Here is a 23446-nt window from a genome sequence, read left to right as displayed (position 1 = left end):
CAAGTCAGCATGGCGCAAAAACTAAGTCCGTCAGCGAGCGAAGTCCAATAACTTCGGGTATGAGAGCTATTTCTGACAGGAATAACGGCAGTTATTCGGCGTACGTCTTTAGGACTTCCGGCTCTCCAACGCCGGTCTGAATCAGGGCCGCTTTGACGGCCTGACGGCTCTCACAAGAAGCCGAGAAGGTGGTGCCATCGGCGAATTCAAGCTGGATTTCGCTAGAGACCGACCCGGTCATAAAGAGCTTGAGAGACTTCACTGTCTTACCGACGACTTCAGGGCAGTCCAAGATTTCCGTCGACATGTCGCGTCTCCTTCAGTCTCTATCTTGTTTCCTATTAGGAAACAGCGCAAGGGCCTCCCCACACTAGTTTGATGGCCCAGCCTGCGGATGGTGAAACTCGGAGATCACGCAAGGCGAGAACGGTCCCGTATCAGCCACGTTACGACAAATTCCTCTCAAAACTGATTAAAGCTCGTGAAGAAGCTGGCCTCACGCAGAGGGATGTGGCCGAACAACTGGGCATGTTTCATTCATGGATATCCAAGACGGAGTCTGGAGACAGGCGGCTCGATGTGATGGAGCTGATGCTGTTGGCGGAACTCTACGGGAAACCTCCCAGCTATCTTTTGGAAGACTAAGCTTGAATCAGCCCGGCAGCTCTCGCCGGAAATGCGCGAATCCATTGTGAGAAGAACGGGTCTTCAAAGCGAAGTCTCGTGGCACCCTCGTGTTCTTCTTCGCGCAAGATGTCCTTCTCGATCAGCGACCCCACCGACCTTTGGACAGTGGATGCCCCTCGCCCGACGAATTGGGAGACTTTGCGGGACTGTAGACCCGCCCCGGCCTCGCTGATGACGGCGAGCAAAGTCTTCTGCTGGATGGCCGTCAGAGCCGACCAGATCTGGGTGTAAAAGGGGTCATATTGTCGGGCGATGAGGAGCATCGCAGCATCGACAATTTCGGGTGTCAGAGAGGCTGGATTCGTGGCCGATTGGTTCCGTAATTCGTACCAGCAAGTGTGTGCCAAAAGCTGCACGTTGTAGGGGACATCTTCAGCCAATTGCAGGATGCGGGTGATCGCGTCTGGATCGTCGACTCGGAAGCCCCCGGCGCGAAACTTTCCCTTGAGAAAGACCTCGAAGTCTTCGCTGGGAACCGGGCCGATGAAACGGATTTGGCCGAGCCGGTAGAAGGGCCTCGTCGCGTCCATTGTCATGTCGGTAAGCATCCGAGTCTTGGAGCCGGCAAAGACATAACCCACGCGCTTATGTCTTTGGATTGCAGCGCGAATCTGCGATTCGGCTTGCAAGCCACCAATCTCAATGACCTTCTGGAATTCGTCGATGATCAGGCCCACAGTGCGACCTTCGGGCTGGTCGGCGGCGAGTGCTTCTAGGCCGTTGAGAGCCTCGACCAAAAGGCCGACATGAGCCTCCTGGCTTGAGGCGACATTCACGCCCAACTTCGCGTTCCATGCGTCCTGGGTGATGCTGAAGCTCAGCTCCGGTCGGAGCTTGGAAAAGAATTTCGTGATCTGGTCTCCGACCCGCTCGACCTTCCCCTTGAGGCTCTTCGCCGCTGCTGCAATGAGAGCGGAGACCAGAAGATCGAGCGAGGGAAAGCTCTCCGCATCGAAGCGGAGGACGACGGAATTCTTGCCCACAAGACGGTCTTCAGCCGTCTTAAGAATCGATGTCTTGCCGAAGCGGCGGGGGCCGATGAGGAAGAGCTTGGTTCCTTGGCGGAGAGTTTCGATGACGGCGGTCACCTCGGCCTGGCGGTCCACCAGCTCGTCGGTGCCAAGCTCTCTGCCGAACTCAAAAGGATTATCCATCACGCAAAGTTGTATCACGCAAAACTGTGTGACGCAATCCTGTGTGAGCAGCGGTACAGGAGAAAAAGAGATGGGGCTGATCCCTCACGGTCAGCCCTTGCCCACATCGGATTCTTGTTGCATTCTTGTTGCAATGGGGGCCTTTTAGGCCGGTTTTTGACCACTCCACCGGCTTATGAAGCCTTTAGAATGAACGTCCGGCCATATTTCGGACACCTTCACACGGTGGAAGTCGTAGGTTCGAATCCTGCTGTGCCCACCAAATAAATCAATAAAATCAGCAATTTAGCAATCGCGCATTGCGTGACATGCGCATGACGTGACACTGGCGTGACATAGAGCTTGTCTGACACGTGTGAATCAACCGGCGTAGGTAGCACGTGGCGCTATCCTTATGCACGTGGAAACGTATGTCGGTCGAGCCATCAAGAAGGTCGCACTCGGCTTCTCAAGCGCCGTTCTTGGAGTAGTTGTCATAGCGTGCGCACAGGACTTCCACTCATGGCGGAGTAAGCCCTGGGAACCGCTCGTCGCGGTCGCCGCAGCCTTGCTTTGTCTGCTCGCATTTCGAGCGCTAATCTACTATCGCTCTCCTGCATTGGAGTCTGAGGCGGCGCGGGCTTGTAGAGCGCCACTTCTCCTGAGATTGGATTGAGTCAGACCCGGGTTTCTGCTGGGATTGCCAGAGTCGAGCGGGAAATCAAGCTCTTTTTAAGTCCGACACAAGCCCGGTTTGAATGGATTTCCGCAAAGACAATATCTCCTCTACTCCTCTGTTACACGTTGCCTTCGGTCGTCTTGTCGTCACAATCCCGACCATAGACTCCCATAGATATCCAAAGGCAACACATATATGTAATGGTGTCTTTAGAGGCGTGAGGAAACCACATGATTTTCGACGCAGCTGCGAATCCCAGCAATTTCGTCTTGACTTATGTCACACCATTCGCAAGCCCGCTCGTCGCCTTGGCGGTTGGCGTAGTGGCTTACCAGCAGTGGAAGACCGCGCGCGACAAGCTAAGACTTGACCTCTACGATAGGCGGTTTGCCATCTTCAAAACTGCCCTCGACTTCTACATGAAGGTCGTTTTGGGTGATTGGAAGAATGATCCTGAAACTGAGGCGTCGAGCCAGCGCTTCACCGTGGCATTGCAGGAATCGCAATTTCTCTTCGATGAGAAGTCCGGCATCTATGCCTTCCTCAGAGAGTTCAGCGATAAAGCGTTTCACATCATTCAGATGAAGAAGGGCAATCTCAGCAGCGACAAGATCGGGCCGGAGCTTTATATGCGGGAGTTCGACAAGTTCAGCAACGGGCTAGCTTGGATCAATGAGAACCTTCCTTTGTTGACGAACAAGATGGCTCCCTATCTGAACTTCCATCGGGCTAATTGATTGCTCGTTCGCCTGGGAGACGGGACTGATTAGGTAGCTCCATACCCACGCGCCTTGAAAGCCCGTCTTCGTTGCTTCGATTCCCAGCCGCTCGCGTGCTCGTTGCAAGCTCCGTTCATTGACGCCTAAATCACGCTTGGCACGTTCTATCAATTCACGCGCTGGCACTGGCCCGTTGGCCAGCTCCGCGGGTAGGAATTGGGCTGCTTCCTCTACGCGGTTGAGCGGCTTTCTACCTTCGGCGTCGCCTTCGATGCTTGATAGGATCTCACGTGCATTGCCACGGATCGAATCTCCCACACAACGCGGGTTGTTTGCATCTCACCCTTCCCGGTTGGAATGTTCAGTGGCTCGATTGTGTAGTGCAAGCCGCCTTCACCCGCCGCAATCAGGCGCGGCTTCCTACCATTTGCTGCACGCTCTCCGGCAGCTCCTGCATGTACTCGTTGGCCGTCGTGTCGGCCCGCGAGTGCCCCAGGTGTGACTGAATATCCTTCACTGATCCCAGCTTCTGTGCTCGCGTGGCGATGGTCCGCCGGAGGATCTGGAAGTTAAGCTTGGGAATCTTCAAGTCGTCCGCAATCGGTTGGAGGACGCGGGTGCGGTAGTTCGCCGTGTCCATGAATCCACCATCGGCGTTCGGGAAGATAAAGTCATCGGGAGAAGACATCTTGTGTGCCGGTTTCTGGCACGAAGGGGTCTTGCGCGATGCCTTTATAAGACTGCGGCAGTCGGCGTTGGCGCTGAAGGGTTGGAAAGCATTTAGCGCCACTGACAAATTGATCTCTCGCTAACCTAACCTCAGTTACCGAAGCCAAATGTTCCAGCTCATCCGCGGACGATAGCCTGATGACAAACTGACGATTGTCGCCTGTCGCGTTACCAACCGTTGACAACGGGATATGCGCAGTAAGACAAGACTATGCAAGCGAAATCACACCATGACCTTCATGAGTAGTTGAATAATCTCCTTGGGTGACATGATGGAAAGAAGAAGAGATGCCATGGGGAGTAGAGCCATGAGGATTAGCTTGATGAGATCCTTAGGGGCAATCGGCAGTGGCTTCATGTTCTCGATAAAGTTGAAACTGTTGCCTAAGTCTGCGAGGGATTGGATGTCGGAGCTGCCAAGTAATACTTCTTTTCCCGGGTTAATACCCTGAATCCACCGCCGATGAAAGGAGCCCGTGTAGAGGGTGGCGAGTGCGCCATATTGATGAAGGCTCTGTCGTTTCGTCACGAGCAGCTTGGGAGTAAAAACGATAAGCGGGAGAGCAGCGAATAGAAGACAGAAGATCGCATAGGCGGCGATGGCAGGTCCATAGTGTTGGAGCTTTATGCCGCCGTAAAGGATCTCGTTGGCCACTACCCCGGTGACTGCGCAGGAATAGGTGAAGAAGAGTAGTCCAAAGAAGCGTTGGGCTTCACCCACGAAGCCAAGTCCTCCAGCGGCATCCGGATGGGGGCCGAAAAGTTGAAGATCAAATTTGCTGACATGTCCCAGGAAGCGAAACCAAAGAAAGATTCGCCATAACCAACGCAAAAGTAGGAACTGTAGCAGGGGAACGCAGACTATGAGTTCCCACCATCCAGCTCCTGTAAGTCCGTAACTCCCATCCGGTTTTGCTGTGGAGTACCAGGTGGAAGTGTGGACAGCCAATGTGCGGTAGGTCGTGAAAGTGAAACCGTAGGCGAGGATAGCGATTACGATTTCGGCGAGGACAGAGTCGCGCAGTCGAAGACCATCTTCGACTGCTGTGTCGAACCGTTTGTAATCTTTGGGTGTGACGATTCCGGAGAGGAGGAACTGCTCGGCAGCCTCGGCAATTCGGGGTGCCAGGATGAGTTCAACGATCAGTAGCAATGGAATACTGAGGAGAAAGCGGCCGTAGGCGCTGAAGTCCTGCAGGAAAGGAATTCGTACCCCACTGAATGCCGTGCCTCGCAAAAGGGTAAAGATGAGTAACGGCAGCCAGGTCAGGCAGATCGCCACAAAAGCGCGACGTATTGTCAGTGGAGCATTGGCACGCACTAACCCGACACGGGTCTCGATTCGATAGAGTGGACCGCCTTCCATCAAAAGGAAAGGGCGTGACCTGGGCATCTGATTCGGGTCGGGTATGGTGTTCAGGTCTGGAATCATGTTGGTCTGTGGTTCCACGGCTTCCCCCTATTTGTTCTGTGCTTTATTTGCCCATCATCTGCTGTACTGCCCGATCGTTTTTGACTGCCTGGACGAGGGCAGCATGATCGCGCACCGTCTGATCGCCATAGGATTCGGCGAAAGTGGCAAGCGCATCATCGAGAACGCCAGAATTACCGCAATAGCCAGCAAGTAAAGCAGAGTCCGTGGTACGTGCGTGTGCACGGGCAAGGATTGCACCGCAGGCCCATACATAGAAGTAAAAGGCATCCCCAGAAAGCCACTCGATGGGGATAGAGCCCTTCATGTTCTTCATTTGACGAACAAAGAACGGGCGACCGTTAATTTGGGTCCAGCCGAGCATCACGTCAGTCGATGCTTGCAGAGCCCGCTGCCCGGTGACGATGCGTTTTCCTTCGTGAGAAAATTGCCCGTCTGCGCGGCGTTCGATAAAAGGCGCAAGGGCTGGAACAATGGCTTCCTTTACCTGCAAGAAGAGCGGATCATTATCCCCATTTCCGAAGAGTAGAGCCAGATAAGCTCTGGTTCCAACGCTGCCGACTCCTACTATCCGATGCGCGACGTCGGCAATTCTGTAGCGTGAGAGCATAAACTTTCGTTCGCGGTGCAACGTGTCAGCGTATTCGACAAGTGCCTTCTCAACGGCGTTGCGGGTGGATGAGTCGACCCGGGTCAATATGGGGGGATCCTCTCGGAATCGCCAGTGTCCATTAACCTTTTCAGCAACTTTGCCGAGCAACGTTTGATTCGTCTGACGTTCCGCTTTGCCTACGGCCTTGGCCCAGATCGCTTTTGATTTCGGATCGACCTTACCCAGAGGATTCTCGCGGCCCGGATAAGCGTGAAGGTACCAGGTCTCCAAAACACCAAGTTTCTCCAGGCGATTGAGATTGGCGCGATAGCCTCGCACGGTGCGGCGGACGGCCGTGGCGCGTTCCCGGGCGTTGAGACCGTTTTCACGCCCGGCCAGGTTGACACTGGCGACAAGGCGTTTCAGATCCCATTCCCACGGGCCGATCACGGCCTCATCGAAATCGTTGAGATCGAAGATGATGTCCCGTTGCGGTGTGCCATAAAGGCCAAAGTTATTGATGTGTGCATCGCCATCAATAACGGCCATGACTCCCGTGATCTGCGTTGATGCGAGATCAGTGGCCATTACAGCCGCCGCCCCGCGATAGAACGAGAAAGGGGATGCGGCCATCCGAGCCAGACGCAAGGGAACATACTTCTCAAGGCGCCCCTTGTTGCCCTCCATTACGATTTCAACTGCACCGGGGAAGTCCGATTGGCGAACCCAGTTGGCGTGCGTCTCACGCGGCAGTTTGATACGGAAAGCCTTGCCGGTGGATCGGCGTTCGTTAAGGGGGCGGTCTCCTGCAAAGGGGATAAGAGGTTCAGGGACAGTTACTTTGGTCTTCCTTGGTGAACCTGCCGACTTCGGGAGAGGCCGTGAGGATTTCTTCGCGGGAACTTCCTTCGATTTTGCCATTCCTACCTCAGCATGACGTGAATTACCCATCCAATACGTATTGAGCCAATCACTCTACTCGGTTCTTATCAGAGCGTCTACGCAGATTTCTAACAGTATGTGCGTATGTCAGGGGGACGTGACGACTTGTACCGGACATCAAGCTCCAGCATGATTCGATCAATACGTTATGCATCGATTTGTGGGTGTAGACAGAGGGGCGACAGGATTGGCATCAGTGATCTTGTGTCGGTGAACGATCACGTGGATGGCTCCATCGAACATCGTTTACAGCTCAGCACAAAGTGCGACGCACTTAAATGGAACAGCGTGGGTGGTAGCTTCACATACGCGCCTGGAACTGGTTCAGTAAATAGCCACTGATAGCGACGGCGAAGGCGGGTGCTTTGCAGCACGGCCATCTTCGCATTGCAAAACGCTGATGCAAGGGCTGGCTTCTGCTTTTATGCGAAGCCAGCCCGGCTATGTCTGCGTGCGACAACATTAAGCGCGCCAGAGAATTTATGCGTGCTTCGTTGAGTCCTGTCGTCCATAGGCAAGATAAAAACCAGCAGGCACCAGGAAGATCGTTAGCAGTACGGACAGCGTTAATCCTCCGATGAGTGCCTGGGCCAGCGGTGCATACGACTCACTGCCTTCACCCAATTTCAGCGCCATGGGAAGAAGTCCAATGAGTGTGGCAAGGGAAGTCATCAAAATGGGGCGAAGACGCACGCGGCAGGAGAGTGTAATCGCTTCTTTCACCTGCATCCCCTGTGCACGCAGATGATGTGCAAATTCCACAATCAGAATGCTGTTGGAGAGTGCAATGCCGGCAAGCATGACGACACCCATCAGGGACATGACATTGAGCGTGGTGCCCCATAGCAACAGGGCAAGAATGACGCCCGTAATTCCCGGAGGCAATGCCAGCAGGATGATGAACGGATCCAGGAATGAACGGAACTGCGCAACGAGAATCAGATAAAGAAGAACCACGGAAAGCGTTAGGCCGATGGCAAAGCTGTGAAAGGAAGCGTTCATAGAAGTCACACTGCCTGCAAGCGTCACGTTGATGCCGCGCGGGGGATTGGCTCCGTCCACGATCTTCTGAATTGCTGCCGTGATCTTGCCCAAATCTTCTTCCTGTGGCCGCACGTAGATATCCAGATTGCGACGAATCTGTGTGTGATCCATCTCCGTGGGAGCATTGAACTGTTCGATCTTCGCCACCATGTCGAGTCGCGTGGGTTGCGAGATGTTTGTGCCATGAAGGGGAATCGCTTTCAGATCTTCAAGTGATCTGATCTGACCTTCCTTGTACATGACGGTAAGGAAATAATTATTCCCGCTGTTGGGATCGATCCAGATGGAAGGGGCAATCATCTGGTTCGATGTCAGCGCGGTGATGATGTTGGAGACAACCTCCTTTTCTGTTAAACCAAGCTGGCTGGCGCGTGTGCGATCTACGGAGATGCGGAGCGAAGGATAGTCGATGTCTTGTGGGATATATACGTCAGCAATGCCATGGATCTGACGGATCTGTGATGCGAGTTTCTGCGCCAATCCAAAGTCAGCAGTTACATCGTTACCAGTAATGCGGACATCAATGGGCGCAGGAGACCCCATATTTAGAACGCCGTCCACCAGGCTTCCGGAAGAGTAGAACGTTTGAACTTCAGGAATTTCCTTTGCAATAGCCGCCTTTACTTCATCGATATAGCGGAAACTGCTGATCGTGTGATTGTCCGCAAGAGCGACCTGTGTGAATCCCGTATGCATTGCCGCGTTGGGAGAGAAGAGGGCAGAGAAGCCAGGGTCAACACCAATGTTTGTGACGACCATTCCGAGGTCATGCTTGGAAACAATGCGACGAACAATCGCTTCAATGCGTTCTGCTTCACCTTCAGTTGCTTCCAGTTTTGTTCCGGAAGGAGCCTTGAAGCTGATGACAAACTGGCCTGCATCTATGCGTGGGAAGAAGGAAAGTCCAAGGAGCGGAAAGAGGCAGAGCGAGACAACCAGCAGTAGTCCGGCCGCCGCCAGCGTCCGCCATGGACGCCCAAGGACTCGTTCGACAAGCCGATCATAACGATGCAGGAGTGCGTTAAATCCGTGTGCAAAAGCCATATTGAAGCGCGCCCAGGGACCATGATGCGTGCTCTTGGCATAGGCATTAATTTCCGCTTCGAACTCTGATGATTCATGGACAACCTCACCATGCGGACTCTTGATGAATCGTGCGCAGAAGAGAGGAACTACGGTCAACGCTACAAAGTATGAAGCAAAGAGTGAGATGACAACCGCAAGAGCCAGAGCGGAGAAGAGGAACTTGCTGACACCGTACAGCATGGTGACGGGGAAGAAGACCACCACTGTGGTGAGCGTTCCGGCCAATACGGGGAGGGCGACTTCTTTGCCACCGTTTTCTGCGGCGACTTCGGGTGATTCCCCCTCTTCAAGATGCCGGAAGATATTTTCAAGAACGACGACCGAGTTATCAATCAGGCGCGAGAGCGCAAGCGCTAATCCTCCGAGGACCATGCTGTTGATAGAACTTCCAGTCATCTTCAAAACAAAGAAGGTTGTCAGCAACGACAACGGAATAGAGAAAAATACAGCCACCGTTGCACGGAGGCTTCCCAGGAAGATGAGAATCATCAAGCAGGTGAGGAATAGACCAACACCACCTTCGTGAACAAGTGTTTCAATCGCGGTTTTTACAAAACGGGATTGGTCGAACTCGACATCTGTTTTGAGAGAAGCCGGAACATCCACGAGCTTCTTCAGAGTGTCAGTTACGCCGTTGACGATGGCGATGGTGTTGGAATCACCACCTTGCTTGAAGATGGGGAGATAAACACCACGTTGGCCATTCACGCGCACGATGTTGTATTGCAGACCGAAGGAGTCTTGTGGTGTTGCCACATCACCTACGCGGACAGGGGCCTGGCCTACCATCTTCAGCGGCACCTGAGCGATGTCTTCGGCGCCCTTCAGCATGGAGTTGGTATAGATGTTGTAGTCATATCGGCCAATCTGAACATCACCCGCAGGAAGGATGACATTGGCTTCGTTCACAGACCGAACCATATCCATGGGGCTGAGTTGATTGGCCTCTAGCTTGTACGGATCGGCATAGAGCATGATCTGCCGCCACCGTCCGCCAAACGGCTGCGTTACCGACGCACCCGCGACGCTTGCCAATTGGTTACGTACGAAGTTCTGGCCTATGTCTTTAAGTTTGCTTTCGTTTAACCCGGAGCCACTGAGTGTAACCAGTGCAACCGGTGTGCTGGCAGCATCCTGTTTCAGAACGATGGGAGGATATGTGCCTGGCGGCATGTCGCGAAGATCGCTGCTTGCAAGCGAGGAGATGCTGGCGGCATCCGCGTCCGGGTCCGTACCCGCACGGAAGTACACCTTTATGAGAGACACGCCGGGAAGCGAACGCGACTCCATGTGATCAATACCAGACGCGAGTGTGAACTGGCGTTCCAGATGATAGGTGATGTTGGCCTCAATCTGCTGCGGTGGCATGCCGGAATAAAACGTTGCAACAGCCACAACAGGAAGATTCACCGCGGGAAACATGTCCACGGGCATGTCGCCAATGCTGACGGCACCAAGGAGCATCATCACAAGGCACAGCACTACGATGAGGTAAGGATTGCGGATGGAAAAGGATGACATCGGCTTTCGCTCGCCTCTCTGTTAGTTGCCTTTGGTTTCGTAAGCAGCAGGTTGTGCATCCACGCGCTGACCATCTGAAATTCCCGTATGTCGTCCTACGATGACCTTGTCACCTTTATCGAGTCCGGAAAGAATCTCTACGCGATTCGCTGTCTGCAATCCAACCTGCACTGTGACAAGATGCACAATGCCATCGCGTACTACATAAGCCTGCTGCACGCTTGTTCCTAATCCATCTACTGCATCAAGTGGCACGCTCAATGCAGCGGGATGGTTCGCGAGATGAAGATGGACTTCTGCATACATACCCGGAACCAAGGCGCCATCAGGGTTGGGCACATCGACTTCGGTATCCATGGTTCGTGTGGCTGTTTGTACAGAGTCGGCATAGCGAGTGACTTTTCCCTGCAGCTTACGGCCCGTGCTGGTGACTTCTACATCTACCGTTTGCCCATTCCGAATCTCTGCGACTGCATTGACTGGAACAGGAAGAACAAGTCGTAATAGATTGTTCTGCGCAAGTCGCACAACAGGCATCGCCTGCGTTTGCGATGAGATGCCTGCCTGGATCATTGAGCCGGTGTTGGCATAACGCTTGGTCACAACGCCGGTAAACGGAGCGCGAATGGTTGCGTACTGCAACATAGCTTGTGCACGTGAATATTCTGACTGCGCTTGTGCCTTACCCTGTTTTGCTGCTTGCAGGGACGAGTTTGCGCTGGCCAGCTGCGCTACTGCTTCCAGCTGTTTCGCTTGGGCGACATCAATTTCCTGCCGTGGCACCAGGCCCTGATCGCGCTTGGCAACGTCGCTGATGCGTTTGAAAGATAGCGTTGCGATGTTGGAGTTTGCCTCAGCCCGTTGTACGGCGGCCTGGGCCGTAGCGATGTTTGCATCCGCAGCAGATACGCCTGCTTTTGCCTTCGCGACGTCATCCTGAATTTCAGGTACGTCAAGCATCGCGAGGACGGCATTCTGTCCGACGTGACTTCCTATGTCGACGTTGATAGATCGCACATAGCCTGCGATCTTTGCCATCACGTCCACTTCCTGAAACGGACGAAACTCCGCGGAGAGTACGAGGTTGTTTTCCAGGCTGGCTGGCGCAGCGATGGCTACGGGAACCGTCGGTGTTACTGCTGTAGGTGCAGTTGTCGATTTGCAGCCCTGTGTCGTTGCCAGTGTGGCCAAGGCGGCCATAATCAAGCCACTTTTGTTTCTCACGATAGTCGCCCTCTTAGTTCAGGAGTCCTGCTGCGAAATCAAGCTCGGCGTGCCGCGACAAATACGTGTAGGTCGCATCGGCAGCACTGATTTCAGCCGAAGTTTCGTTCAGTTGTGCTTCGTTTAGTTCAACAATGCTGCCCAGACCTGCGTCATAGCGGTTCTGTGCCAATCTCAGCGCTTCCTTGCTTTGTTGCACAAGGCGCGCCGTCACGTCGAGGCTGCGATAGGCTTCATCGGCGCGATACCATGCATTGCGTACCTGTTCGTTCACCTGTAGTTGCACTACTTCTGTGTCGTGCGCGCGCGCTGTGGCTTCCAGTTGTGCTTCTGCACGCCGCGCTGCAAACAGGCCACCATTGAAGACAGGGATGTTGAGGTTGAAGCCCGCTGCGGCATAGCTGTCGTGCAGTGTGTGATCGTGATAGGGAACCTGCCCCGCTGCCGCCAAAACATTCAGTGTGGGATAGCTGAGTCGCTTTTCCGATTGTGCGAACTGCTCTGCTGCCAATTGCTGTGCGTGCATGGCACTAAGGTCCGCGCGTTGAGTGTCCGCTTGTTGCAGCAGGTCTTCCGGTGTTGTGGGGAGCGCATCTGGAGTTGTCGGTTCAGCCAGCGAGGCGTGAATCGTTTGTGACTCTCCCATGGCTGTCGCGAGGCGGGAACGTTGTTGTGAAACGGTGCTCTGTGCGCGAACGACAGCTAGTTCCGCTTCACTCTCCAATACTTTCGCAAAGTTCACGTCCAGCGTGGAGCGAAGTTCGCTCTGTGCCAATGCTTCTAACTGATGAGAAATAAGCTGCCGGTTCTGTTGTGCCGCCTGCGCGGCTCGAAGGACAGCCTCTGCACCAAGCACGCCAAAATAAGCTTCTCGAACATTGAGCCGAACTTGTGCACGCGTTAGAGTCGCCAGGTCACTTTGGGCCGCGGATTGATAACGTGTCGAACGTATTAATGCGCTGGTGCGGCCAAAATCTGTAACCAACTGTGAAAGATTTCCGCCGTACGCAAAGCGATCAGATACTGCCGATGTGGTGATATTGCCGGCGGCGGTGGAACTGCCGGTATCGGCGACGACCGCTCCGGTTGCATTGAATGCAATGATGGGTAGAAGTCCAGAGCGAGTCTCACGTATGCGCTGTGCGGAAGCCCGTGCGCGAAGTTGCGCGGCAAGCAGGCGAGGTTGATTCGCTACGGCAATGCTTTCCGCCTGAGATAAGCTCAACGGACCCTGTGGCGATGGCGCTGCTGTAATTTGAGTCCATATGGGAGCGGGTAAAAAGAGGAGGCAGCTTGCTGCAAGTAAATTTCGGAAGAACATCTGTCGTTACCAGCCTCCGCGGAATGCAAATAGGGTGGCGGTGGCAACTCCAGGCGGCTGGACGACCAAAGTCGTGGAGATTTGGCGCATGGACGCGTACGCTCCGGAGCAGATGTGCTCAACCGGAGTGGACCACTATCTTCCCTTACAAAGCCTGACAACTTTCTGACATTTCTAAATGGGCACTTGTGTCCCTGTTCCACGTTGCGAAATGATGTGAACTGAGGGTAGGGAATGGCGCAGCCATCTTCGAAAATTCTGATTATTGAAGACGATCGAAAGATGTCAGATGCCCTTGTATCGGGTATTCAGGCGGCTGGCTATGAGGTGATTGCCGCAGGTTCCGCAGAGGAAGGCTTTTTCCTGGTCCACAGCGAACACCCGGATTTGCTTCTGTTAGACCTGACGCTTCCACAGCGTAACGGTCTGGATATTCTGCGCCAACTACGCAAAGACGGAATAGACCTGCGGGTACTAATCCTTACCTCGCACAATTCTGTCGAAGATCGCGTGGCGGGTTTGAATACCGGGGCGGACGATTATCTTGGCAAGCCGTTTTCATTTCCTGAATTGCTTGCCCGTATCGATGCCTTACTGCGACGCTTTCTTCCATCGAAAGAGATTTCTGCTCTATCCATCGGTGATCTTTGCGTGGATCGAAAAGCAAGAACCGCATCCCGTGGCGGAGATATCCTTGATCTTACGGCACGCGAGTTCGATCTCCTGCTGTACCTTGCAGAGAATCGAGGACGCACAGTGTCGCGAGAAATGCTGGCTCGGGATGTGTGGAGAGAAATGTCGCGGTTTACGCCAATTGACAATGTGATCGACGTGCAGATTGCACGTTTGCGCCGCAAGGTGGACGATCCCTTTTCGGTGAAGCTGCTACAAACCATTCGCGGATTAGGCTTTAGTCTTCGGGAGCCTCTGCCCTGATGCGATGGCTTCCATCCAACCTCCGAACCAGGCTGACGTTCTGGTATGTCGGTGTTTTGGCAGTGCTTCTCGTTGTATACGCGGCGCTTGTCTTTGCGTTTCAATATGCAGTCCTGACCAAGCAGATTGTCCATGATGAAATCCAGGATGTTGTAACTGCCGAAGGGCTTCTTTACTTCGATCATGCTGGAGTATTGCAGCTTCGTCAGGATTACTATTCGCGCCCTCAATCGCGGCTATTAGTCGACAGATTGATGGAGGTGCGCGATAGCAATGGAAAGGTGCTGTATCGCAGTCCCACACTTGGAAATATGAGCCTGGGAGGGCCTACTCGTCCGGGTGAGGGCGATGCCGATTTCAATGAACGTCTGATCCGTCTTGAAAACGGAACACATGTGCTTTTGATTAGCCATATTCACGGTATGAATGGTCAGCAGGTTCTTATCCGCCTTGCTTACAGTCTGGCACCCCTCCGAGCGCGCATGATCCAGTTCCTTGTGGTGTTGGTGATTGCGATTCCGATTGCTTTATTAATCGCGGGAGCAGCGGGGCAGGCTATCGCAAGGCGTGCTCTGCGACCAGTGGAAGAAATGGCGGCGCGTGCAGAGGGAATTACGGCGAAGAACCTGCATGATCGACTGGAGGTCGCGAATCCAGAGGATGAATTGGGACAGCTCGCCCTTGTTTTTAATCATCTGCTGGATCGATTAGAGCAATCGTTTGAACAGTTGCAGCGCTTTACCGCAGATGCAGCCCACGAATTGCGGACTCCTATCGCGGCACTGAGAACAATTGGTGAAGTAGCGCTTGAAGATGAGACAGGAGACGCAGATTGCAAGGAGGCACTCAGCAGCATTCTGGAAGAGACCTCCAGGCTAAGTGAGACTATCGATGCCCTGCTTCTTCTTGCGCGAGCCGAGACTACACAGAGAGGACAAGAGTCTGAAGCGTGGCCATTGAAAGCTTTAGTGGATGAAGTTCTGAACCTGCTTGAAGTTCTAGTAGAAGAAAAAGGGCTTCTCGTTCATCAGGACGGTGAATCAATTGGTAACAAGAGAGTGAGAGCCGATCGAGGTTTGCTTCGGATTGCTCTGATGAATGTGATTCACAATGCAGTTAAGTTTTCTCCACGCGATGGAACTCTGAGCATTTGCTATTCCCTATGCGATGCCAACGCTCAAACCATTCAAGTTTCCGTAGAGGATGCGGGACCAGGGATTGCAAATGGAGAACACGAACGTGTATTTGATCGCTTCTTCACCAGTAGTGCACGGGATAGTGTTGCGCACACAGGAACCGGGTTGGGGCTCTCGGTTTCGAAGCTGGTGATTGAACGCATGGGGGGAACAATTCACTTTGACGACCACGTAGAGGCTGGCGCCAGATGTGTGATCCGGCTCCCAAAAGCGCCATCAGCGGTATGAAGTCGCCAGATTGCGTCGTGCTGACGGCGCTGCGTTATGCTGAAGGCTATGGCGACGGAAATTCGCGGTGACAGTGTGATTGGTCGTGCTGAGGGATGGCTCAGTGCGTGGGTAGGAGAAGAGCTTGTGATGATGAGTGCGGATACAGGAACGTGTATCAGCCTTTCACCTACTGGCGGTCGCACATGGGAGTTGTTGGAAGAGCCGCGAAAGCTGGATGCTCTAGTCAATGAGTTGGCAGAGGAATATGGTGCCTCAGATGATGAGGTTCGGGCCGATGTCCTGACGTTTCTCGAGCGGCTACTAAAAGAGGGTGGCGTTACCGTTCAGGCATCAACCACAGCTTAGTCGTAATTAGAGAAGGCCGATGGCGAGTAGTGCGCCATCGGCCTTCTCGTTTCTGTTAAAAGCTGATGCGCAGCGCAAGCTGCACACTGCGTGGATCGCCTACGGCCGTTGCTTGCCCGAAGGAAGCGTTTGCAGTTGTAGGATAGGGATTTGTTCCCCAGGTTGCGTTGGGGATCATGTCATTGCGATGGTTCAGTGCATTAAAAGCTTCGGCGATTGTCTCTAACCGCCACCGGTCTGTCAGTGCAAAGGTGCGGCTAAGCCGTGTATTCAGGTTAAAGAAATCAAAGCCAACACCCGCATTGCGCCCAATCATGGCTCCCTTAAGGGCCTCGGTACAAGGATTAGTGCCAGCATTGGCCGTTAGGCTGTACCCCAATGCGCAAGGGCGCTGCGTTGTTTGTTGTTTTGTCTGCCCTCCGGTCACAATGTTGAACGGCAAACGTGAGTAGTACTGCAGGATGCCACCTAACTTCCAGCCATGCGTCACATGATCCCATGTGCCGTGTGCAGGGGAGGTTGGCGAATTTAGCGTTGCGTCGAAAACAACTCGATGGCGCTGATCATCGTCTGAGCGACCGCGATCTACGTTGAAGTCGAAGTTGTTGCTGGGAGAACTGAAGAAGAACTCGCCGACATTGTTCGTCGCTTTCGACCATGTATACGAAACGCGTAAGCTGCCCCACGCAACGGGACGCTCGACAAACGATACGGCAAGTCCGTCGTAAGTGGAGTCGAAGCGTCCATCATAGGGTTTGATATTGCCGCGCGTGCTGTCAGGGCGGCTTCCATCGAGGTTAATGTTCGTGTTGTACGACGATAGAAGATGCAATCCCCGCACATGTTGATAGCTGATACCAAACGATCCTGTGCGTGATAGTTGTTGCTCAACTCCGAGGCTTTCCTGTTCGGAATAAGCGTTGGAAATACTACGGTTCATCAGGGCATAGCTGATTTTCGAACCCGGGTTAGGCGTGGTGGAAACATTGGGAAATGCCGGCGCACCCGTGTCAGTGGGAACGTAGCTATATTGCAGAAGCCGTCCTTGCGAGGGGTCGGTCGTATTATTTGCAGAGAGCAGTGCATTCGCAAGTGCGCGCAGTGGAACGCGGTCGTAAAACAAGCCGTAGCTTCCGCGGATCACTGTAGTGCGGCTGCGAAAGGGAGACCATGCAAAACCCACTCGAGGAGATACGTTGTTTGTGTCCGTCTGAATGGTTCTCAGAAACTGTAGATCATAGCGAATGCCTAGATTCACTGTGAGCGCCGGCGTTGCCTTCCATTCATCCTGCGCATAAAAGCCGGTATTGGGATTGTTCTGCCGTACGAAGGGCGTTCCGAAATTCTGTGCGTACGACGAATATGTGGTGACGCCAGATTGAAATGCGCTCAGAGATGCGAAGGTATAAGAGCCCGCGATCGACATGGGAAATGTAATCGTGTCATCGTTAAACAGAAAATCAATTCCTGTCTTGAAGGTATGTTCTCCTCGTTGCAGTACAAGGTTGTCCACTACTTCGTAAAGAAGATTCTTCCTCGCTGTTGGTGAAGAAGAGAAGCGGCCAAATGTTGCCACACCACTGATGACAACCGCAGGGCTGTTCTGAGTATTTGATGGAGCATTCAAACTATCCCATGTGAACTGGCCACGCGTCTCGTTGAACGTACGCGGCGAAAGCATAGCCACATTGCTGATGGCGACAGTATGGTTGGTATCCATTACGGCCGTGCCGTAACTCACATCGGCAAGCGCACCCACCCCGCGAGCATTGATTGCATTCAAACGATAGTAGCTATAGCGTGCGATGAACTGGTCTGCATCGCTAAATCGATGATCAAACCGAACAAACGCGTTATCAGTGTGGCCTGTTGTTGGGTACAGCGTTGTTGGCCCGGTGCCCACGGTAAGCCGCGGGCCAGTGAAGCCAATGGCATCCAAACGAGCATTCACGGCTGCAGCCTGTGCCGGGTTAATCGTAACTACTCCATTGGTATTCAGTCGTCGCCCCTCATAGTTGCCAAAGAAAAAGCTATGATCTTTTTTGAGCGGACCCGAAAGGCTTGCACCGTATTGGCCTTGTGTCAGCGGAAGCTTGCTTCGTGAGAGTGCATTGGAAGCGTTGAGGCGCTGATTGCGGAGGAAGCCGTATACCGTTCCATGCAGGTCATTGTCTCCGCTGCGAGTGACAATGTTGAAATAGCCGCCCATAGCACGGCCAAACTCGGCTTGTCCGCCAGATGTAACCACCTGGAACTCGTGCACAACGTCCATGCTGTAGGAATTGCCTGCAAGGCCAGCAGCGTCGTCGTTCGCAGATAGACCATCAACAACAAAGCTGTTGGAAAAATTCCGTTGACTATTGATGGAATAGCCTTGTCCGATCACTGGGGATGTTTCGGCGAAGGTTTGCACGCTGGCCGTGTTTGTGGGACTTACGCCCGGTGTCAGTAACGCAAGGTCCAGATAATTTCGTCCACTAAAGGGAAGTTGTGTTATTTCGGCCTGGCTTACGGTCTCTGAAATCTGGCTGCGATTCTGTTCGAGAATCGGAGATTCCGCGATGACGGACAAGGTCGTGGTTTCGGTTCCTACCGTCATTTGCAAGGTGACGTCGAAGGAGCCACCAATGGTCAATTGTGTTGAAGTAGATGCCGTATTGAATCCCGAAGCTTGCGAGGTGATGACGTAGTTTCCGGGGGCGAGATAAGGGATTCGAAAACGACCACGGTTATCTGTAGTTGCGTTAAATCGAAGTCGTGTTGAGGAAGCGACAACAGACACTTGGGCCGACGGAATAAGTGCGCCGGTACTATCGACGACGCGGCCAGTGAGGGAGCTGCTGGTAAGACTCTCCTGGCAAAATACAGGATATGAGATAGCCACTGCGGCTAAAGGAAGAAGCGCAGCGAGCACGGATGTGCGTGCGGACTGAAGCATGAAAATCTCCATGGAAAAGGAAACGTGTCTTACACACGCCCCTTCTGATGAAGTCAAAACGTGTGTGAATCAGGCCTGGAGATGGGAAGGGGGACCACGTTTACCATGGCTATAGACCGGATCTGCGAGAGAGTAGATCGAGATCTGCGGGAATAAACCCGAGCGCGTAGAGCGCGGCGTGACGTTGCCGGAAAATGTAGTGGAAGCAAAGGCATCCACATGGACAGCGGTTGACCCCAGCACACCGCAGCATGGGCAATGATCCATGCGTGAACGTAACTCTGTATGTGAAGCATGTGCCGTGGGATCGGAATCATCCTGCATTGCCATGCAATGATGCTTCGCAGTTTTGCGGCAGCAGGCAGGCAACGTCGATTCGCTACCGGTCGCAGCCAGGAGCGGCGGAACAAAGCTGAATCCAAAAATGATCAGCAACGCCAATGCAAGAAGCTTACGCAATGGCCACAGTAGAGCATGATCCAGAACGAGATGCAATTATCCAGTTTTGCTTACATGGCGCTCAGGCACGAATATCGCGCACAGCATCCGCATCCTGTCCCGAAGTCAAACCATGCTTCTCCATGCGATAAATCAGTGTGCGACGGCTGATATCGAGGTATCGTGCAGCGTGTGTCTGGTTCCCATGAAATTTCTCGAGGGCACGGCTGATTAGGTCTTTCTCCACCGCTTCCAGGCTGATCCCTTCTTCTGGCAGATCGGGCCACAGTGGTGGCGCATGTTGCGATGGCCGCGCAATCTCTTCTGGTAAATCACCTTCTGTGATCAGACTATGGGTTGCCAGCACGATCAAACGCTCCAGAACATTTTCCATCTCACGTACATTTCCTGGCCACCGATACGCAACGAGCCGTTTGAGTGTCCCTTGCGAAAGGCTGATGTCGTAAAGTCCGTGGCGTTGGCGAGAACGTTCAAACAGTTCCGCCAGCAATAACGGGATATCCTCGCGACGCTCTCGAAGGGGCGGAATGAAAAGCGGCACGACAGCGAGGCGATAGTAAAGATCTTCGCGAAAGGCCCCATCCTCCACCATGGCCTGCAGATTTCGATGTGTGGCAGCAATCACGCGCACATTCACGTGCGTGGGTTTATTTGCGCCGATTTTAGAGATTTCACCTTCCTGTAGTAAGCGCAAAAGCTTTACCTGTGCATCCAGTGGAAGTTCCCCGATTTCATCCAGGAACAGCGTTCCACCATCGGCTGCTTCCACGCGTCCAAGGCGATCACTGACGGCGCCTGTAAAGGCGCCACGACGGTAGCCAAAGAGTTCTGACTCCACAAGATCGCGGGGAATCGCCCCGCAGTTGATGGCGACAAACGGACGGCTATGTCTACGACTGTTGTGATGAATCGCGCGCGCAATCAGCTCTTTGCCTGTTCCTGTCTCACCCTGAATCAGGACCGTGGCATCTCGTTCTGCGACACGTGCTGCCTGATCAAGTACGCGGAGAAAGCTCTTTGACTGGGCGATGATACCGCTGAACTCGTAACGCTGGTCTAATGCAGAGCGCAGCGTTCGAACCTCTTCCAGAAGGTTCTGCCGTTCCATAGCGCGATGTACGACCAGCAGTAGTGCATCAAAATCCAGAGGCTTGGTCACATAGTCGTACGCACCACTTCGCATTGCCTCGACAGCGCTTTCCACAGTTCCAAAGGCGGTTACGACAATGACCGTGGTCATCAGATTTTCGCGTTGAATGAAACTGAGAAGCTCCATTCCACTTGTAGGCATTCGGAGATCAGTGATGACGAGCGGAGGTTTTTCTGACGCCAATAACTTGCAGGCTTCGCCACCATCACTTGCCAGTGTGACTTCATAGCCAGCTTCTTCAAGCTGTATCTGCATGACACGACGAAGACTGCTGTCATCATCTACCACGAGAATATGATTCGGCTTCATTATGCGGCTCCCACAAGATTGGACGGGATATGCGTCGCGGTCAACGGAAGTTGAAGAAGAAAGCAGGCGCCTTGTGGCAGATTAGATTTGTACGTGAGAGCTCCAGCATGCTGCGATGCGATTGTCGCTGCAATCGCCAGACCTAGACCCGTACCATTTGCCTTTGTTGTGAAGAATGGATCGAAGATCCGTTCCGCAACCTGTCCAGTGATTCCTTCACCTTCGTCGCTTACTTCAATCACAAGATCGGTTGCGGTGAGAGATGTTGTCATGTTCACGATGCCATCCTCTGGTGATGCCTGGATCGCATTCAAAAGTAGATTCAGCAACAATTGCCGAATCTGCTCTGGATCACAGGTAATCTTCTGCGGGATCGCAATCAAATTCAGTTGTAGCTTGATATTACGTTCCGCAGTCGCATGTTGCGCAAGGGTAGCCACAGATCGCAACAGGTCATTCGCTTCCACCTGTTGAAGCCGTGGAAGCCGCGGTCTTGCAAAGATAAGAAAATTTGTCAGTAACTTATTCAGCCTCTGAGACTCTTTCGTAAGAATTTCCAGACACTCTCTCTGGCTGCTTTCGGAGGCATGTCCGCGGGACAGAATTCCGGCGGCACCACTTATGCTCGCCAGCGGGTTGCGAATCTCGTGGGCCAGACTTGCCGAAAGCTGCCCAGCGGCGGTTAATCTCTCAGTCTTTCGAAGATGCTCAATATTCTGCTGCAATTCGGAGTGCACTGTTTCCAACTCGCGCTTAGTCGCTTCCACACGCATGCGGAGTGTTCGTTCACGATCTGACAAAACACCAGCGATGATACCTGCGGCTCCGAATGTACTCAGTTCGACAATCTGGTCCTGCGCATCGGTCGGTGCGGCGCGCCAGTGGCGGTAAATGGAAGGTGTTTGTAGGACGATTGCAAACAGGATTGTCTTCAGTGTTCCACGCCAGCCGAAGAACAATCCAGCAAGCATAAAAGGAAGAATATTCAGGTGATGGAGAATGTTATGAAGCCACTCTGCACGGGGCGGGATAAACCATGTGAAAACGGCCAGCAAGATAACGAGGCAGACGATCAGTGCTGCTTTCATCTTGCTGGTGCGCATACTCTCCATGGGCTTCATAGGCCTATTGTCCCACGCATTGTCCAGGCGCCCCGCTCCTATCCCAGCGAGCCGTGCCGATGGCAGAGATGCGTGATATGCGAAGTGGTTTGAGTAAAACACCGGCCTGGTAAGTGCAATTCAATAGCCAAGGCTGCAACGCTTAATTTCCCAAGGTTTGAGTGATGTGACCGTGATCAGCCGCTGCGCTTTACGGGACACTGCTGTCCCAAATGGAACAGCCGGCGTATTCGGAATGGGTTTAAACGTTGCTGTTTCCGGCGATATCGATTTGGCAATGGAATTGCCATCACTTCAAATGTGAAGCGTTTTTGCATAGCTATAACTGGAACATTGTTCTCCGTCTGTTCTCTGCTGTCAGCACAATCTCTATCGTCTGGCGGAGGCACTGTGAGTTCGGATTCCAAGGCTAGTCTCTCACTTACTCTGGATCAGGCTCTTGCCATGTCACATGCGAACAGTCCTCACCTCAAGGAGGCAGAGGCAGATGTGGCGGCAGCAAAGGCTGGAATCAAGACGGCGCGCGCTTACAGTAATCCCAGCGTAGAGATATTTGCAGGACGACAGTATGCGCGACCCATTGCAACGCCAGGCGTCCCGGGGCTGCTGCAGCACTATGCCGGATCACAGACTATTGAAATTCCATCGGAACGTAGTGCGCGCAAACGTGTTGCGGAGCATGCAAGTGAGGCGAGCCATTGGGCTGGACAGGGTGTCCTTCGGTCCGTGGATGCAGATACACGGCATGCGTTTTATGAAGCCCTCCATCGAAGAGAGGGGGCCGCCAATGCCATGGAGAGCCTTCAGTTGGTGAATGATCTGCATCGGCGCGTCACGGTCGAGGTAAACGCAGGGGAAAAGGGCAAGCTGGAGTTGACGCGTGCAACTGCGGAACTGGCACGCGCGCAGTTTGCGGTAACCAGTGCGCAGTTGGAATACGCGCAGGCAATCGCGAATCTCAGGGCGGTAATTGCTGCGCCCGCGGAAGTGAATCTGAATCCGCAGGGGAGCCTGGAACCGAGACTGGCATTGCCATCGTTTGCTGATCTTCGGCGCGACATTTTCCGGAGTCATCCTGCACTTTTGCAATCTGCAGAGGAGCGACAGGCAGCAAAGGCTTCGTTGGAGCGGGAGCGCGCGCTTCGTATCCCGCAGCCTACGGCATTTGCGGAGTTCGAAAATCAACCAGACCTTCGTTATTGGCGAGCCGGCATCACCGTGCCGCTGCCACTTTTTGACCGTAGAAGAGGCACGATTGAAGAAGCGAAGGCGACCATTGCGCGGACGGATGCGGTTCAGGAGCAACGTCAGATTGAAATTACGGCGGCATTGGAACGTTCCTATGAGCAATATCAATTGGCCGATGAGCAGGTCTCAAGCCTTGAAGCGGGCCCACTGCATGCTGCAGAAAGTGCCGTGCAGGCTGCGCAATCGGCGTATCGATTTGGCGAGCGAGGCATCGTGGAGGTGCTGGACGCACAGCGCGTTCTCCAGAGTGTTCGAGGTGATTTGTTGGACGCCCGATACGCACGCCAATCAGCGCTGGTCGACTTAGAAGAACTCGGTGCGGTAGCGCCGTCTGGAGTTACGCCGTGAAAGTAAGCTTTTCAAAATTTCAGTTGATGTGTCTGTGTTCTCTTGCGTTCATCGCG

At 53.5% G+C, this 23446-nt stretch carries 17 protein-coding genes; 6 read left to right on the top strand and 11 right to left on the bottom strand.

What is annotated here, in order from left to right; genetic code table 11:
• Nucleotides 1-91 precede the first annotated feature (91 nt).
• Nucleotides 92-307 (bottom strand): hypothetical protein, encoded by a 216-nt coding sequence (locus tag AB6729_RS06675; RefSeq protein WP_371080800.1) that lies wholly within the window; start codon nt 305-307, stop codon nt 92-94.
• A gap of 71 nt (nt 308-378) precedes the next feature.
• Here AB6729_RS06675 and AB6729_RS06670 point away from each other — a divergent pair, with 71 nt between their 5' ends.
• Nucleotides 379-645 carry a helix-turn-helix domain-containing protein gene (locus AB6729_RS06670; RefSeq protein ID WP_371080798.1) on the top strand — a complete coding sequence of 89 codons (267 nt, stop codon included), beginning with the start codon at nt 379-381 and terminating at the stop codon, nt 643-645.
• On the opposite strand, the gene AB6729_RS06665 is transcribed toward AB6729_RS06670, so the two are convergent.
• Entirely contained in the window at nt 642-1844 is a 1203-nt protein-coding gene (locus tag AB6729_RS06665) for an ATP-binding protein (RefSeq protein ID WP_371080797.1), read from the bottom strand. The two genes, AB6729_RS06670 and AB6729_RS06665, sit on opposite strands and share 4 nt — an antisense overlap.
• Before the next feature lie 885 nt (nt 1845-2729).
• On the opposite strand from AB6729_RS06665, the gene AB6729_RS06660 reads away from it, so the two are divergent.
• Complete coding sequence (locus tag AB6729_RS06660) at nt 2730-3236, top strand: hypothetical protein (protein ID WP_371080796.1); 507 nt, start codon at nt 2730-2732, stop codon at nt 3234-3236.
• A gap of 388 nt (nt 3237-3624) precedes the next feature.
• Here AB6729_RS06660 and AB6729_RS06655 read toward each other — a convergent pair whose 3' ends face one another.
• The 6 genes from AB6729_RS06655 to AB6729_RS06630 all read right to left on the bottom strand — a co-directional run bounded on the left by AB6729_RS06655 (nt 3625) and on the right by AB6729_RS06630 (nt 13013).
• Nucleotides 3625-3906, bottom strand: coding sequence for a hypothetical protein (locus AB6729_RS06655; RefSeq protein ID WP_371080795.1), 282 nt, complete (start codon nt 3904-3906; stop codon nt 3625-3627).
• Nucleotides 3907-4170: 264 nt separating this feature from the next.
• On the bottom strand, nt 4171-5397 hold the full coding sequence (locus AB6729_RS06650; RefSeq protein WP_371080794.1) for a hypothetical protein: 1227 nt from the start codon (nt 5395-5397) through the stop codon (nt 4171-4173).
• Between the two features lie 25 nt (nt 5398-5422).
• Complete coding sequence (locus AB6729_RS06645; protein WP_371080793.1) at nt 5423-6892, bottom strand: DUF2252 domain-containing protein; 1470 nt, start codon at nt 6890-6892, stop codon at nt 5423-5425.
• A gap of 501 nt (nt 6893-7393) precedes the next feature.
• Nucleotides 7394-10564 (bottom strand): efflux RND transporter permease subunit, encoded by a 3171-nt coding sequence (locus AB6729_RS06640; RefSeq protein WP_371080792.1) that lies wholly within the window; start codon nt 10562-10564, stop codon nt 7394-7396.
• Between the two features lie 21 nt (nt 10565-10585).
• A complete protein-coding gene (locus tag AB6729_RS06635; RefSeq protein WP_371080791.1) occupies nt 10586-11764 on the bottom strand; it encodes an efflux RND transporter periplasmic adaptor subunit in 1179 nt (392 codons plus the stop codon).
• 37 nt (nt 11765-11801) lie between these two features.
• On the bottom strand, nt 11802-13013 hold the full coding sequence (locus AB6729_RS06630) for a TolC family protein (RefSeq protein WP_371080790.1): 1212 nt from the start codon (nt 13011-13013) through the stop codon (nt 11802-11804).
• A 330-nt stretch (nt 13014-13343) separates the two neighbouring features.
• On the opposite strand from AB6729_RS06630, the gene AB6729_RS06625 reads away from it, so the two are divergent.
• Genes AB6729_RS06625 through AB6729_RS06615 form a run of 3 tightly spaced genes read left to right on the top strand, consistent with a single transcriptional unit; the run spans nt 13344 to nt 15817 of the window.
• On the top strand, nt 13344-14045 hold the full coding sequence (locus AB6729_RS06625; RefSeq protein ID WP_371080789.1) for a response regulator transcription factor: 702 nt from the start codon (nt 13344-13346) through the stop codon (nt 14043-14045).
• Complete coding sequence (locus AB6729_RS06620; protein WP_371080788.1) at nt 14045-15469, top strand: sensor histidine kinase; 1425 nt, start codon at nt 14045-14047, stop codon at nt 15467-15469. The genes AB6729_RS06625 and AB6729_RS06620 overlap by 1 nt, the downstream gene beginning before the upstream one ends.
• Nucleotides 15470-15517: 48 nt before the next feature.
• On the top strand, nt 15518-15817 hold the full coding sequence (locus AB6729_RS06615) for a PqqD family protein (RefSeq protein ID WP_371080787.1): 300 nt from the start codon (nt 15518-15520) through the stop codon (nt 15815-15817).
• A gap of 55 nt (nt 15818-15872) precedes the next feature.
• On the opposite strand, the gene AB6729_RS06610 is transcribed toward AB6729_RS06615, so the two are convergent.
• From AB6729_RS06610 to AB6729_RS06600, 3 genes are all read right to left on the bottom strand, one after another.
• Nucleotides 15873-18755 (bottom strand): TonB-dependent receptor domain-containing protein, encoded by a 2883-nt coding sequence (locus AB6729_RS06610; protein ID WP_371080786.1) that lies wholly within the window; start codon nt 18753-18755, stop codon nt 15873-15875.
• A 520-nt stretch (nt 18756-19275) separates the two neighbouring features.
• Nucleotides 19276-20673: a sigma-54-dependent transcriptional regulator gene (locus AB6729_RS06605; protein WP_371080785.1), complete on the bottom strand. Its 1398-nt coding sequence runs from the start codon at nt 20671-20673 to the stop codon at nt 19276-19278.
• Nucleotides 20673-21776: a nitrogen regulation protein NR(II) gene (locus AB6729_RS06600; protein WP_371080784.1), complete on the bottom strand. Its 1104-nt coding sequence runs from the start codon at nt 21774-21776 to the stop codon at nt 20673-20675. Before AB6729_RS06600 ends, AB6729_RS06605 begins: the two co-directional genes overlap by 1 nt.
• Nucleotides 21777-22184: 408 nt before the next feature.
• Here AB6729_RS06600 and AB6729_RS06595 point away from each other — a divergent pair, with 408 nt between their 5' ends.
• Nucleotides 22185-23390, top strand: a complete 1206-nt coding sequence (locus AB6729_RS06595) for a TolC family protein (protein ID WP_371080783.1) — start codon at nt 22185-22187, stop codon at nt 23388-23390.
• Nucleotides 23391-23446: the final 56 nt, after the last annotated feature.

Source organism: Terriglobus sp. RCC_193, from assembly GCF_041355105.1.
GTDB lineage: Bacteria > Acidobacteriota > Terriglobia > Terriglobales > Acidobacteriaceae > Terriglobus.
The sequence above is the reverse complement of the archived record's forward strand: the minus strand, read 5'-3'. Positions and strand labels throughout refer to the sequence as shown.

Bases quoted from the DNA above. Each gene is read 5' to 3' on its own strand.
- AB6729_RS06620 (WP_371080788.1), top strand. From the start codon at position 14,045: ATGCGATGGCTTCCATCCAACCTCCGAACCAGGCTGACGTTCTGGTAT.
- AB6729_RS06655 (WP_371080795.1), bottom strand. From the start codon at position 3,906: ATGTCTTCTCCCGATGACTTTATCTTCCCGAACGCCGATGGTGGATTC.
- AB6729_RS06600 (WP_371080784.1), bottom strand. From the start codon at position 21,776: ATGCGCACCAGCAAGATGAAAGCAGCACTGATCGTCTGCCTCGTTATC.
- AB6729_RS06605 (WP_371080785.1), bottom strand. From the start codon at position 20,673: ATGAAGCCGAATCATATTCTCGTGGTAGATGATGACAGCAGTCTTCGT.
- AB6729_RS06615 (WP_371080787.1), top strand. From the start codon at position 15,518: ATGGCGACGGAAATTCGCGGTGACAGTGTGATTGGTCGTGCTGAGGGA.
- AB6729_RS06640 (WP_371080792.1), bottom strand. From the start codon at position 10,564: ATGTCATCCTTTTCCATCCGCAATCCTTACCTCATCGTAGTGCTGTGC.
- AB6729_RS06635 (WP_371080791.1), bottom strand. From the start codon at position 11,764: ATGGCCGCCTTGGCCACACTGGCAACGACACAGGGCTGCAAATCGACA.
- AB6729_RS06645 (WP_371080793.1), bottom strand. From the start codon at position 6,892: ATGGCAAAATCGAAGGAAGTTCCCGCGAAGAAATCCTCACGGCCTCTC.
- AB6729_RS06660 (WP_371080796.1), top strand. From the start codon at position 2,730: ATGATTTTCGACGCAGCTGCGAATCCCAGCAATTTCGTCTTGACTTAT.
- AB6729_RS06610 (WP_371080786.1), bottom strand. From the start codon at position 18,755: ATGCTTCAGTCCGCACGCACATCCGTGCTCGCTGCGCTTCTTCCTTTA.
- AB6729_RS06670 (WP_371080798.1), top strand. From the start codon at position 379: ATGGCCCAGCCTGCGGATGGTGAAACTCGGAGATCACGCAAGGCGAGA.
- AB6729_RS06675 (WP_371080800.1), bottom strand. From the start codon at position 307: ATGTCGACGGAAATCTTGGACTGCCCTGAAGTCGTCGGTAAGACAGTG.
- AB6729_RS06625 (WP_371080789.1), top strand. From the start codon at position 13,344: ATGGCGCAGCCATCTTCGAAAATTCTGATTATTGAAGACGATCGAAAG.